This is a genomic window from Thermodesulfomicrobium sp. WS, from assembly GCF_027925145.1.
Lineage (GTDB): Bacteria > Desulfobacterota > Desulfovibrionia > Desulfovibrionales > Desulfomicrobiaceae > Thermodesulfomicrobium.
This window is the reverse complement of the sequence record NZ_AP027130.1, coordinates 1,480,499-1,493,573: the sequence shown is the minus strand read 5'-3', so window position 1 is coordinate 1,493,573 and position 13,075 is coordinate 1,480,499. Positions and strand designations below refer to the sequence as shown.

13 protein-coding genes are annotated in these 13,075 nt (G+C 61.2%); 6 read left to right on the top strand and 7 right to left on the bottom strand.

Translation table 11 applies throughout. The features are described from left to right. Positions 1-7: 7 nt before the first annotated feature. From QMF81_RS07180 to htpG, 4 genes are all read right to left on the bottom strand, one after another. Entirely contained in the window at positions 8-1,642 is a 1,635-nt protein-coding gene (locus QMF81_RS07180) for a LysM domain-containing protein (protein WP_281750074.1), read from the bottom strand. A gap of 183 nt (positions 1,643-1,825) precedes the next feature. Next, positions 1,826-3,397 (bottom strand): ATP-binding protein, encoded by a 1,572-nt coding sequence (locus QMF81_RS07175; RefSeq protein WP_281750072.1) that lies wholly within the window; start codon positions 3,395-3,397, stop codon positions 1,826-1,828. Positions 3,398-3,528: 131 nt separating this feature from the next. Beyond that, positions 3,529-3,834 (bottom strand): IscA/HesB family protein, encoded by a 306-nt coding sequence (locus QMF81_RS07170; protein ID WP_281750071.1) that lies wholly within the window; start codon positions 3,832-3,834, stop codon positions 3,529-3,531. 98 nt (positions 3,835-3,932) lie between these two features. Beyond that, positions 3,933-5,816 carry a molecular chaperone HtpG gene (htpG, locus tag QMF81_RS07165; protein ID WP_281750070.1) on the bottom strand — a complete coding sequence of 628 codons (1,884 nt, stop codon included), beginning with the start codon at positions 5,814-5,816 and terminating at the stop codon, positions 3,933-3,935. Between the two features lie 86 nt (positions 5,817-5,902). On the opposite strand from htpG, the gene QMF81_RS07160 reads away from it, so the two are divergent. Genes QMF81_RS07160 through panB form a run of 5 tightly spaced genes read left to right on the top strand, consistent with a single transcriptional unit; the run spans position 5,903 to position 9,580 of the window. Further along, positions 5,903-7,030, top strand: a complete 1,128-nt coding sequence (locus QMF81_RS07160; protein WP_281750069.1) for an AI-2E family transporter — start codon at positions 5,903-5,905, stop codon at positions 7,028-7,030. A gap of 39 nt (positions 7,031-7,069) precedes the next feature. Then, the gene (locus tag QMF81_RS07155; protein ID WP_281750068.1) at positions 7,070-7,507 is read left to right on the top strand and encodes a DUF2721 domain-containing protein; all 438 of its coding nucleotides are present in this window, start codon (positions 7,070-7,072) and stop codon (positions 7,505-7,507) included. Continuing rightward, positions 7,504-8,349 (top strand): pantoate--beta-alanine ligase, encoded by an 846-nt coding sequence (gene panC / locus QMF81_RS07150; RefSeq protein ID WP_281750067.1) that lies wholly within the window; start codon positions 7,504-7,506, stop codon positions 8,347-8,349. Before QMF81_RS07155 ends, panC begins: the two co-directional genes overlap by 4 nt. Positions 8,350-8,396: 47 nt before the next feature. Further along, positions 8,397-8,750, top strand: a complete 354-nt coding sequence (gene panD, locus QMF81_RS07145; RefSeq protein ID WP_281750066.1) for an aspartate 1-decarboxylase — start codon at positions 8,397-8,399, stop codon at positions 8,748-8,750. Next, positions 8,747-9,580: a 3-methyl-2-oxobutanoate hydroxymethyltransferase gene (panB, locus tag QMF81_RS07140; RefSeq protein WP_281750065.1), complete on the top strand. Its 834-nt coding sequence runs from the start codon at positions 8,747-8,749 to the stop codon at positions 9,578-9,580. Before panD ends, panB begins: the two co-directional genes overlap by 4 nt. Positions 9,581-9,644: 64 nt before the next feature. Here panB and QMF81_RS07135 read toward each other — a convergent pair whose 3' ends face one another. After that, positions 9,645-10,841, bottom strand: coding sequence for an MFS transporter (locus tag QMF81_RS07135; RefSeq protein WP_281750064.1), 1,197 nt, complete (start codon positions 10,839-10,841; stop codon positions 9,645-9,647). Between the two features lie 87 nt (positions 10,842-10,928). Between QMF81_RS07135 and lolA the strand changes: the two genes are divergently transcribed. Then, the gene (gene lolA / locus QMF81_RS07130) at positions 10,929-11,561 is read left to right on the top strand and encodes an outer membrane lipoprotein chaperone LolA (protein ID WP_281750063.1); all 633 of its coding nucleotides are present in this window, start codon (positions 10,929-10,931) and stop codon (positions 11,559-11,561) included. A 58-nt stretch (positions 11,562-11,619) separates the two neighbouring features. Here the strand turns inward: lolA and QMF81_RS07125 are convergent, their stop codons facing one another. Both QMF81_RS07125 and QMF81_RS07120 read right to left on the bottom strand, forming a co-directional pair. Next, the gene (locus tag QMF81_RS07125; protein WP_281750062.1) at positions 11,620-12,423 is read right to left on the bottom strand and encodes an RluA family pseudouridine synthase; all 804 of its coding nucleotides are present in this window, start codon (positions 12,421-12,423) and stop codon (positions 11,620-11,622) included. Beyond that, complete coding sequence (locus tag QMF81_RS07120; protein ID WP_281750061.1) at positions 12,423-13,073, bottom strand: arylesterase; 651 nt, start codon at positions 13,071-13,073, stop codon at positions 12,423-12,425. Before QMF81_RS07120 ends, QMF81_RS07125 begins: the two co-directional genes overlap by 1 nt. Between the last annotated feature and the right edge of the window lie 2 nt (positions 13,074-13,075).

The window sequence follows — 13,075 nt, the reverse complement described above, 5'->3', positions numbered from 1 at the left end:
CCTCCTGTCAGCGTTCCATGCGGGCGCATTGGTAGCCGTTTTGGGCAAGCAAGGCTACTGTGGCCGGCAGAGGGTCTTCCAGGAGGGCGATGGGAGGCTCGCCATCGATGAGCCATGCAGGGATTTGGATGGAAAGCTCGTTGGCGCCGCGCACCCAGGAAAGGGTGATATGTTTGGAAACCAGGTGCTTCCCATGCCGCAAGAAGGCCAAGATCTGCCCCGGCGAGGTCAGCGGGCGGATCTCGGGAAAACGTGCGTCGAGCTGCTTGTGGAGCCAGGCGGCGTTGGCCGCAGGAAGGAGCATGGCCGCCCCGGGCAGCGCTGGCGGGGCAAAGGGTGTGCCGCTGGCGTCAGTTTCCAGAAGCGTCACCTGCGCAGCAGCCAAAATTTCCCGCACCCCTTGCGGAAGCGGCGGGGCGTTTTGGTCCTGGGTCCATAGGGCTACCGTGCGCCCGCCCTCCAGGACCGCCACGAGTGCGGCCCTGAGATTGATGCTCATGCCCTGGCGCGGCAGCACCAGATTGCGGCCTTGGGGCCACAAATGTACCTGCTGGGGGAACGCGCCTGCCAGCGCCTGGAGCACCGGGCGCAGTTGCCAGTCCGCAGGCACCATGATGGGGACAAAGCCTGCGGCTCGGGCACTCTCCATCCACGAGGCGGGCTTGGGGGCATCCAGGAGGAGCATGCGCGCCCCCCACGGCGTGGAAAGGGCCGGAGTTTCGCGCAGATTGACGGCAAACCAACTGCCGTCTTCCAAGGGAAAAAGGGCCTCTTCTCCTGGGATCAAGGTCAAACCCAAACCTTGGAGAAGCTGGCGGGCCTGCGCTCGTCCCTGTTCCCAAGAACGCAGCGGCGATACCGAGACAGCGGGTTGCGCAGGTTCGGATCCGCTTCTCTCGATGGTGCTTTGAGGGGCATCACCGCTTGCGGGCACGGCCAGTCCTCCTGCGGGGGCAAGACCCGTGCCGTTTCCCCCCGTGCCGCCCTGGGCGACGCCGACTTCTTGCGTGGCATTTTCTCCCGCACCCAAGGGGGCGTCTTCGTTGGGGGATGTGTCTTCGGCACTGGTAGAGGAAGCGTTGCCTTCGGCGTCGCTCCGCCAAGGGGTTCCGGCGGGGAGTTCCAAGCGGTCGCCGGGGCGCAGGGCGTCGAGGTTGTGGATGTGCGGGTTGTATTGCCGCACCACATCAAAGAGCCGCGCGTAAAGTTCGGCATCCGTGGCGCCGGTTTCCCGCCGCAAGATCTGGGTCAGGGTCTCCCCTGGCTGCACCACGTATTCCTTGCGCAGCAGCGTCGGTGGGGCGGAAGGGGAGACCGGCGGGCGGTGCGAGGCAGATGCCTTGCCGGCCTTTGGGGCCCGCGGGAGATAGAGCACCTGGCCGGCGCGCAGGTGGTTGAAGTCCGCCACATGCGGGTTCATGGCCCGCACCTTGGGAATCACTTGAGGGAATTCTTCCCGGGAAAAGCCGGCGTCCTCAAGGATTTTGTAGAGCCATTCCCCTTCCCGCACCACGTGCTTGGGCCCCTCTGGGGCCTTGCCCGCAGCGGTTTTGTGGAAAAAAAGCCGCACGTTCTCCTCGCCCCAACACACCGAGGCCAGGAGAGTCAGCACCACCAGAAGGCATAGGCTTGGTCGACGCAATGGCTCCTCCCGGACCGGGGACATACGCGAGAGCACTCTGGTTGTCACCCAGTGCGGTCCGAGAGAACAATACATGCCGCCAAGCCGCAACCAGGGCACCTCGTCTTGGGGGGCGCGCCGCCCAGGTTGCGCCAGACAGTCGCGGCATCAACCAAGAGGACATCACCCCCTCCAAGAGGCGCGTTATGCCACCTCCCAGCCCACGATCTGGCGCTTGGCCGTGCTGAATTCCACCCCCACTTCCACGACCCGCGCTACTGCCGCCTTGCCCCGGTAGGCCGCGGCGTAGCCCTTTGCCTGGATCTGCCGCAGGGCCTCGCCCGTGGGGGTGTCGCCGTCGATGACCTTGAACTCGAAGATCCACACCACTGCCCCGGCGATGACCACCAGGTCCAAGCGCCCCGGGGTGCAGACGCGCTCCGGGATGGTCATCACCCCAAGGCCCGCCAGGTGGCTATAGAACACGCTGGCGAAATAACCTTCGTACCGGGCCATGGGGTTTTTGCGGTACCAGTCTGCGGGGATGCCGGCAAAGAGGCTGCGCATGTGCTCACCCAGGCCGTGGGCGTCGCCCTCCTTGAGCATGGTGGTGAGGGCAAAATTCGGGGCATGCGGGAGCTCGGGCACCAAGCCCCGCACCAGGGCGCGGTTGAGGGCCATGCGCACCTCGCGGTTGGGAAGACCCAGCTCGTACTCCACCCCGTCTTCGCTGCGGTGCACGCGGGTGATGGTGACGTAGCCCGTCTGCCAAAGCAGGGCCTCGGGGGCGATGGCCTCCACGTCAAAGGCCGAAAGCAGGGCGTCGTCGGCGTACAGGCGCTCCAGACGCGGGGTGAAGAACTGATGGCGCATGAGCCACTCCACGAGAAACGTAGGCGTGGCGGTCTCGAACCACCAGGCGCGAAATTCTCGCTTATCGAGAAGGAGCAGCACGTCGAAAGGATTGTAGACGCTTTCCCCGCTTCCCCAGCGGTAGCCGTTGTACCAGGCACGCACGGCATCGCGATCGAGCGCGCGGCCTTCCTTGGCGGCAGCGGTAAACTCCGGGCCGAAGACCGCATCCAGATCTGCTTCGGTATAGCCGCAGATGGTGGCGTAGCGCTCATCCACGGTGATGTCGTTGAGGTTGTTGAGCCCGGAAAAGAGACTCACCTTGCTGAACTTGGACACCCCGGTGAGAAACACGAAGCGCAGATCTGCATCCCGGCCCTTGAGCACGGAATAGATGTTGCGCAGGCCCTCGCGCATGGCCCGCGCCGTGTCCGGATCGGTGAGGTTATCGAGGATGGGTTTGTCGTACTCGTCAATGAGCACCACGGCCTGGCGCTTGTGCTTCTCCGCTGCACGGGTGATGAGCTGACCGAAGCGCAGGTGGACGTCTTTGGGCGCAGGATCGATGGACACCCCGAGGCGCTCCGCATTTTCCGTCAGGGTCTCGTGGATGTGTTCTTCCAACTGGGCTTCCTGCTGCAGCCGCCCTTCGGCGAAGGAAAGCCGAATTACTGGATGGTGATTCTCCCAATTCCAGTGATTCTCGAGATACAGTCCGGTAAAAAGCGCGCGGTTGCCGGCAAATGCTTCAGCCAAGGTGTCGAGGAACAGGGATTTGCCGAAGCGCCGCGGCCGGGAGAGGAAGTAGTAGCCGCCGTCCTCGGCCAGACGCGCCACGAACGGCGTTTTGTCCACGTAATAGCAGTTTTCCTGGCAGATCTTGGCAAAGGTCTGGATGCCGATGGGCAGTTTCTTGCGCTCCATAAGAACCTCTCAGGTGGGAAGAGACGAGGTTTTTGGTGTACCCACGCGGACAGGGGAAGTCAAAAACACCGCCCCAAACAAAAAAGCCCAGGGTTTCCCCCAGGCTCTGCTCTCGTCGGTGATCGGGACTGCTACCCGCAGGAAGAGCAGGAACTGCAGCCCGAACTGGTGACTTTCAGGCGCGACTGCACATTGAAGCCATAGTGGTGGTTGAAATCCACGCGAATGGGAGCCACTTCCTGAAGCAGGTTCGTTTCGACCAGAAACGTATAGCCATCCACATCCAGGACCGTATCGCCGTCTTTTCGCTCATCCAGAGCGAGGGCCAACCGCGGCCCCCCTCAGCCAGCGGCGATATAGACGCGGATGGGGGATACATCCTTTCCCGCAAAGTGCATATCCAACTGCTCCTTTGCGGCCTTGCTCAGTGCAAACATGAAGACCTCCTCAAATTGATGATGCCAGAGACCTCGGGCTAGCGAGGAACCTTAGGTGTGTCAATGCAAAGAACTTTTCTCTATAGAACTCCTTGATATTACTCCTTGGGCGCATGCCAGGCGCTGGCCTCTTCCAGGAGCCGGTACGTCCGCTCCACCAAAGAGTGCGGATCCGCCAGGTAGCCGTCCTGGAGCAGGGCCGCCTCGAAGATGCCTTCCACCGCCATGGCCAAGAAGGGGTCGTCCGGGCTGTGCTGGGCCATCTTCTGCAGATTGTGCACCAATGGGTGTTTGGGGTTCACCTCCAGGACTTTTTGCGGAATGGAGGTATCCTTGGCCAAAATCTGCATGATGCGGTGCATCTGCGAGGTGGATCCATCGGGACTCACCAAGCAGGCAGGGCTGTGGCTGAGGCGCTTGGATGCGCGCACCTCGGTCACTCGGTCTTTGAGGACACGGCGCATGACCGTCAGCAAGGCCTCCATGTCTTCCGCTTGTGCCGAAGCAGTGGCGGCCGCCGCGTCGTCGGGGGTCGTATCGGGGAGGTTTTCCAATTTGCGGAGATCCGCGTTTTCCGCGGCCTCGAGAGGGAAGTCCCGGTAACGACGCACGGCCTCCATGACGAACTCGTCGATAGGGTCGAAGAGGTAGAGCAATTCGACCCCCTTGGTGCGGAAGATCTCCACGTGGGGGTTCTTTTCAATGGCTTCCCGGGATGGGCCGGAGATATAGTAGATGGCCTTTTGGCCTTCCTGCATGCGGCCCACGTATTCTTCCAGAGAAACCAGGGCATCGGGGTCGGAAGCCGCCGAGGAGTGGAAACGCAGGAGCTCCGCAAAGGCCTCCTGATTGGCGAAGTCTGCATAGCCCATTTTGAAGCGCTTGCTGTGCTCTTTCCAAAAAGCAGCGTACCGTTCCTGGTCTTGGGCGAACTTGTGCAGTTCCCCGAGGACCTGTTTGGTGATGGTCTGGGCGATTTTGCGAATGACACGGTTCTCCTGCAAGGTCTCGCGGGAGATGTTGAGGGGCAAGTCTTCGGTGTCCACCACGCCACGCACGAACCCGAGATATTCGGGGATGAGGTCTTTGTTCTTGGATTGAATGAGCACACGGCGCACGTAGAGATCCAGGCCGTGGGCGTCGCGCTCGATGCCGAACACATCCATGGTCTTGGGCGGGATGAAGAGGAGCGCCGAAAACTGCACCGGCGCATCGACATTGATGTGAATGGTATGTGTCGGGTCTTCGGAATCCAGGGTGAGGAAGCGATAAAATTCGCTATACTGTTCCTTGGTGATGGAAAACTTGTTTTCCCGCCACAGGGCCGGTACGGTATTCACCTTCTCGCCATCCACATACACCGGAAACGAGACGAAATTGGAGTGCTTTTTGATGATGGCTGCCAGGCGGTCTTTGTTTGCGAACTCGGCGGCGTCTTCCTTGAGGTGGATGTGGATGGAGGTGCCACGGGGCAGGGCCTCATCGAGTTCGCGGATGGAGTAGGAGCCCTGACCGGTGGAAATCCATTCCACGGGCTTGGCATTGGGCGTAGCCGAACGGGTGCGCAGGACCACGCGCTCTGCCACCATGAAGACCGAGTAAAAGCCCACCCCAAAGCGGCCGATGAGGGTGGAGGCGTCCGCGCCGCTTTCCTTGGCCTTGGCGAGAAATGCTGCGGTCCCGGAATGGGCGATGGTGCCGATGTTGGTGATGACCTCCTCTTGGGTCATGCCGATACCGGTGTCGGTGATGGTGATGGAGCGAGCGTCGGCGTCGGTGGTGACGCGGATGGCGAGTTCGGCGTCTGGGTCTTCAATGTCGGCGCCGCGGGCCTGTTCGAAGCGCAGCTTGTCCAATGCGTCCGAGGCGTTGGAGATGAGCTCGCGCAGGAAGATCTCTCGGCTGGTATAGATGGAATGCGTGATGATCTCCAAAAGCTGTCGAATCTCGGTCTTGAATTCCATCTCTTGCGTTTGCGTCATGGATGTGTTCCTCCAACGGGGTAGGGTGTGCTGCCTCGATAGGTAAGAGGCCATCGGAAGCTGTCAAGTGAGACCCTGGAGGAACGATGCTCGGTCGTGAGCCGTGGACCTTTGATCGCACCGTGCGCCTGGCCTTGGCCGCTGCCGTGATTTGGGGCGCAGTCCGGCTGCTGGGGGCGCTCAGTGACGCGATCATTCCTTTTCTTATCGGGTTGCTTTTGGCCTACGTCCTCGATCCTCTGGTAGGGTGGGTGGAGGCGCGGGTGCGCTATCGGAGCGTGGCCATTGCCGTGGTGCTTTTGGGCGCCATCGTGGCATTGGTCTTGGCTGGAGCGCTCATCACCCCGATGATCGCCCGGGAAGTCGCGCATATGGCACGACTGGCCCAAGAGATGCTCTCCAACTCCCGCCTGGCCGCCGAGGCCGCCAAGCGGCTCCCTCCCGACGTCTGGGAAGCTGTGCGCGGTGTCTTGACCAGCCCCGAAGTGCAGGACTTCTTGCGCAGTGATAGTGTGCTCTCCATGGCCCAAGGAGCGCTTCGCCGTATCGTTCCTGGGATCATGGGGCTGATCAGCGGCGCCTACAGCATGGTCATGGCCGTGGCCGTGGTGCTGGTCATTGGGCTCTACACCGTGTTCTTGCTCTTGGATTTCCACTCGTTGCGCCAGCGCTGGCACGCCGTGCTTCCTGCGGCCTGGCGGCAGCCGGTACTCGAATTTCTTGCGGAATTCGATACCGCCATGAGCCGCTATTTCCGCGGCCAAGCCCTGGTGGCCGGCACCGTGGGCATCCTTTTTGCCATTGGTTTCGGTCTCATCGGGCTGCCTTTGGCCGTGGTCCTGGGGCTCTTTCTGGGTCTGCTCAACATGGTGCCCTATCTCCAGATGGTAGGATTTGTGCCTGCCGTGCTGTTGGCCGGGGTACACGCCCTGGAGACCGGGACGTCGTTTTGGACGGTGTTGGGGCTCGTGCTGGTGGTCTTTGCCGTTGTCCAGGCCATTCAGGATATGGTGCTGGTGCCGCGCTTTTTGGGCAAGGCCATGGGGCTCTCCCCAGCGTGGATGCTGCTCTCCCTTTCCGTATGGGGCAGTTTGCTGGGGTTTTTGGGCCTGCTCCTCGCCCTGCCGCTCACCTGTCTGGTCTTTGCCTATTGGCGCCGCCTGATCGCCAATGACGAAGGCGCGCGTCTGGACAATACCACCGTTCCCCTTTAGGTAGCCCCCGATTTTTTCCATCCCAACAAGGTCGGTATCATGGAAATCACCCTGACTACCCCTGCACTGCTGTTTTCGACGCTCTCGTTGCTGCTCTTAGCTTATACGAACCGTTTTTTGGCCCTGTCCACACGTATCCGCTCCCTGTACGACCGCTACCGGCATGAACAGGCATCTGGAGTGCGTCAACAAATCGCAAGTCTTCTCGGCAGGGTGCGACTCATCCGCCTGATGCAACTTTTGGGCATCTTGAGCCTGCTATGTTGCGTGGTGTGCATGTTTTTCCTCTTTGAAGGATGGTTCGTTCTCGGAAAATGGGTATTCGCCGCAAGTCTCGTCCTGCTTATGGCATCCTTGGTGGTTTCGGCCATGGAAATCTTCCTGTCCACGCGGGCGTTGGACATAGAGCTGCATGAATTGTGGACCGCTCAAGAGCCGCTTTCCACGCGCAAACAAGAGGGAGGGGAGAGGGCATGAAGATTCTGCGCCATCCCGACGCTGTCCGTGAAGAGGTCATGCAGTGGCGCTGCCATGGGCAGCAGGTGGGCTTCGTCCCTACCATGGGATATTGGCACGCAGGACACGTGAGCCTGCTTGATGCCGCCCGGCAGCGGTGCTCCAAGGTGGTGGCCTCCATCTTTGTGAATCCCACGCAATTTGGCCCGAACGAAGACCTGGAGCGCTACCCGCGCAACCTCGAAAACGATCTGGCCTTGGCGCAAGCGCACGGCGTGGACCTCGTTTTTTGTCCGCAAGCGCAGGATATGTACACCCCAGACCACGACACCTGGGTGGAAGTGCCGCATCTCTCCCAGGGACTTTGCGGGGCATCACGGCCCGGGCATTTTCGGGGAGTCGCCACGGTGGTGACCAAACTTTTCTGGATCGTGCAGCCGCATGTCGCCTTTTTTGGCGAGAAGGACTGGCAGCAACTAGCCGTCATCCGCGCCATGGTGCGCCACCTCTCCTGTCCGGTGGAGATCGTCGGTTGCCCCACCGTGCGGGAGCCCGACGGGCTGGCCATGAGCTCACGCAATGTCTATTTGACGGCCGAAGAACGCGCCCAGGCCCCGGCCCTTTTTGCCATGCTCCAGAATCTCCGCCAGCGTGTGGCGGGTGGAGAGCGGAATGTGGACGCCCTGAAAGGAGCCGGCCTGCGCTATCTTGCCGAGCATCTGCCCCTCGGCAGGCTCGACTACCTAGAGATCGTCCATCCAGACACCTTGGTGCCACGCACCCAGGTGGAGCCGCCCACCTTGGCAGCAGTGGCGCTTTTTCTGGGCAAGGCACGTCTCATCGATAACCTTTGCATTGGATAACACCCCACATCACCACCTCGGGAGTGCACTCCCTTAAGGATACTTGTATGCTCCGAACCATGTTATGGGCGAAACTGCACCGGGTCACGGTGACCGGAAGCTGCCTGGATTACGAAGGTTCCATTGCCATTTGTCCAAAATTGCTGGAGGTTTCTGGAATCGTGCCGAATGAGCGGGTGGATGTGTACAACGTAACCACTGGGGCCCGGTTCTCCACCTATGCCATTGCAGGAAATGACCAAGAGATTCTCGTCAATGGCGCGGCCGCCCGTTTGGCCATGCCTGGGGATCTACTCATCATCGCGGCCTATGCCCAGATGACTCTGGAAGAGATGATCCAGCATCAGCCGCGGGTGGTGCTGGTGGATCGCCACAATGTCGTCCACGAGGTGCGGCCATGAAAGGCGTGCTGGAGTTCGCCCAGGCCAAGGTCCAGGGTCATAAGCTCGTCATGGTGACAGCCTATGACTATCCATCCGCATATTTTGCAGAACAGGCCGGGGTGGATCTCATCTTGGTGGGCGACTCCGTGGGCATGGTGGTGCTTGGCCATGACTCCACGGTGCCGGTGACCATGGACGATATGGTTCGCCACACCCAGGCAGTGCGGCGCGGGGCCACGGATACCTTTATCGTGGGCGATCTTCCCTTTTGGAGCACGAGTTCCGTAGCCTGCGCCGTGGAGCGGGCTGGCCGCCTGGTGCAAGAAGGCGGCTGCCACGCGGTCAAGCTGGAGGGTGGCCGCAATGTGGCCGTCCATGTGGAGGCCATCGTGCGTGCCGGCGTGCCGGTGTGCGGCCATATTGGCCTGACCCCGCAATCGGCCACGGCCTTGGGTGGGTTTCGCGTGCAAGGCAAAACTGCGGCTCAGGCCCGGGCATTGCTGGAAGACGCCAAGAGCCTCGAGGCTGCCGGGGCCTTTATGGTGGTTTTGGAGTGCGTCCCCATCCCTCTTGCTCGCGTCATCACCGAGCGGCTGCACATCCCGACCATCGGCATCGGCGCAGGCCCTCATTGCGACGGCCAGGTGCTCGTATGGCATGATCTTCTCGGCATGTACCCCCGGCAGGCACCCAAGTTTGTGTACCGCTATGCGGACTTGGGCACTCTGGCCACGAAGGGTATTGCCACCTTTGCCGAACAGGTACGCCAAGGCACGTTTCCGGGGGCCGAACAGGGTTTTGTCATGGACGAAGAAGAGCTCGCTCGTGCCCTGAATCCGCCGGTGTAGGGAGGCAAGTGGACGCCTGCCTTTGGGATGGCTGCACGGCTTTGCCGGACGATGGGTCGTGCGCTTACGGTTTGACCGTCAACGTGTGCCCTTGGTGACGCCACAGAGAGAGCAGGGCGATGGTACTTCCCGCAAGGCTCGCCATGCCGAAGCCAAAAAAGGCCCAGGCAAAGCCTGCGTGCTCACCCCAGGCAGCCAAGGTGGCGGGAAGCAGTCCAGAGCCCAAAAGAGAAGTGCAGGTGACCGCCAACGAGACGCTGAGGTCGCTTTCTTCCCTTCGGACCACCTGGGCCAAAACCGCAAACCCTACAGGAAAGAAACATACGGCCAAAAGCGGCTGTAGCGTGAGCAGGGCAAGACTTACGGGCAAAGGGCCTGCCCCTGCCACGCATGTGGTAAGGCTCACCCCGAGCATGCACACCGTAAGGGTGCGCACCAAGCCTAAGCGTTCGGTGATCCATCCCATCCAGGGGAGCACCGCCAGAGACACGACGCGGGAGGCGCCCAAAAACATATTGGCCTCTGCCTCGCCAAGCCCTCGGTCATGGACCAGGTAGGCGGGAACGACGCTATAGACCCCGACTTCCACCCCCACGGTGATGACAAAAAGCATCACCACCGCCCAAAAGGAAAGATTCTGCACGAGCGGCCGCAAGGCAGCAAGGTGCGGCGCTACCCCAAGGCGCTCGATGCGGGGTCCGCACCACAGGTAGAGTGCACCCATGGCGAGGCTCGCCCAGCCGATCCAGGCAAAGGTCATGCTGGCAGCCCCTAAGCGGTCGGCTAATTCCACGACGAATGGGGCCAGGACGAAGGAAAGATTGGGCGCCATCTCGTGCAGGGCAAAGGCCCGGCTCCAGCCGGACGGTGGGGTGACGGTAGTGATGGTGGTCACGCCGGACGGCATGTAGAGCCCTGCCCCCAGGCCCAAGATCAGTACCCAGGCAAGAAGTCCACCCAGGGTTGTGGTCCTGGAGAGGCCAAGCAGGCTCCCTCCCAAAAGGACAAGGCACAGGCAAATGGTGCGGTGGTGGCCGATGCGGCTGGAGAGGAAGCCCGCACCGAACACGGCCACACTGTAGCCCACCGACAGGGCCACGAATGCCTGCGCCGCAGTGGCAAGGCTCACGCCCAGGCGCTCGCTTGTGGGCAGAAGCAGTGGCCCCAGCACCGTGCGGGCGAGAAAATTGACAAAAAACACTCCGGTCAGCAGAAGCAGGGCCGGGACGGCGTTGCGAAACGAAGGTTTTTCTTTGGGCATGGCGGTGGTGGTTTGCAGGGGAAAGACAAGTCCAGCCCCTTATCTTTTCTCTTTTTTGAAGGCAACTTGAGATTCTAGGAGCAGTCTATGCGAATTCTCGGAATATTTCTTTACAGCATGATTTTTCCTGCTTTGGCACTTGCCTCGGATATCACAGAGATGTTTCAAAAGCGCTATGAAACATTACATTCATTCCGCGCCTTCTTCACCCAGAACCTTACCAACGCGGCCACAAAAAAGACCGAAGAGCGTCTCGGTTCCATCGTTTTTGCAAAACCCAAGCTTTTGCGATGGGAGACAACGAGTCCTGAGGAAGAAGTGTTGATTGTCGGTCCAAAAATAGTGTGGGAGTATTTGCCAGAAGACGGCGTTGTGTACCGATACACCGTAGAGCAAATCTTTCAGTCCAAGACGATGCTGCGTTTTCTCTCTGGTGAGGCCAATCTCAAAGAAGATTTTATGATCACCGACAAAGGCATGGATGCCGGGCTGCATCTCTTGGAGCTCACTCCCAAGGAACCTGAGCCGGGACTGACCTTTGCGCGGGTATGGATCCGTCCCGACGATGGACTGCTCGAACGTATCAGCATCGTGGATTTTTTCGGCAATACCAATGCCCTTGAGCTCAAAGCCATTGAGACGGATGCTGCGGTGGACCCCAAAGCGTTTACCTTTACCCCGCCGCACGGCGTCACGGTCATCGAAGGAAAAGTGCAGTAGACACGCTGGAGCCGCCGCACCGCCAAGGGTTCTGCGGCCCCGATGTTGACTGCATCGGCTACGCATTGGCGCTGGTTGCGGCCATCTCCGCTTCCTGGGGCATCCACGGACCTGCCTGGGGCGCTGGCATCGGCAGGCGCACTTGCGGGGCAAAAGGGCAAGGCGCGGTAAAGCACATCCACTGCTCGCGGTAGGGATGTCGGAGCCCTAAGATTGCTGCGTGCAAAAGCAGGCGCGGCGCAGCCTTGGCCACTGCGGGCGGGGCGTAGAAAGAGTCTCCCAGGAGCGGATGGTCTATGGCCGCCAGGTGTAGGCGCAGTTGGTGGGACCTGCCGGTGTGTGGGATTAGCAGAAGCAATGTGGCATCGCGGAAGTACTCAAGTACCGTGAATTCGGTCCAGGCAGGCTTGCCCAGCTGCAAGCAGATGGTCTGCATGGGGCGGCGGGGGAAGTCGCAGCGCATGGGCAAGGTGATGTGGCCATGGGGGGCCTGCACGCGGCCGGCAGCCACCGCCAGATACGCCTTGGTCACCTGCCGCTGCCGAAATTGGGACTTGAGATGGCTTTCCGCCTTGCGGCGCAGGGCCACCACCACAAGTCCGGAGGTGGGCAGATCCAGGCGGTTCACGGCCTGGGCATGGGGATGGTGCTGCCGCACCCGCGTGAGAATGCTGTCGGCAAAAGCCGGATCCCGGCCGGGGACGCTGAGAATCCCTGCCGGTTTGTGGATGATGGCCATATCCTGGTCTTCGTAAACCACGTCCAGCCCTGCTGGCGGAGTGTACGGGCCAATGGGCGGCACCGCGGTGTCCAGGAAAGAAGGGCGCCAGCGCCAGAAGGGCGCAGTGCTGGACGCGGTCATTACGGACGACCTGCCGGCGTCCCTGCTTCGGGCAGCAGGTGCTTGAGTTCCGCTTCCACCAAAGGCAAAACCCCGGCCACCATGCGCTCGACGCCAGCGGCGTTGGGGTGGATGCCGTCTTCCAACAAAAGCTCAGGATGCCCGTAGACGCCTTCGAGAAAAAAGGGATACAGGGCAAGGCCGTAGCGCTGGGCAAGCTCGGGATACACGGCGTTGAAACGCTGTTGGTAGTCGGCGTCCCAATTGCGGGGGGCATACATCCCCACCAAGAGCACCCGGGCATCGGCTGCGAGGGCGGCCTGGATTATGGCCTCCAGGTTGTCGCGCAGGGCCTGGGGGGGAAGGCCGCGCAGGGCGTCATTGGCCCCGAGGGCGAGGATAACCAGTTGGGGTTTATCCGCGAGAGCCCAGGCCATACGGCTACGTCCCCCTGCCGAGGTGTCCCCGGAAACCCCGGCGTTGATGATGCGCACCTCCCAGCCGCGGGAAACGAGCTTTCGTTCGAGTACTGCAGGGAAGGATTGCGAAGGTGGCAGGCCATATCCTGCGGTGAGGCTATCGCCCATGGCGAGGATTGTGATGCCCCCTGCAAGGGCCGGAGTTGCTGCCAGCATAACGCCAAGTGCGGAAAATACGGAGAAAAGACGCATGC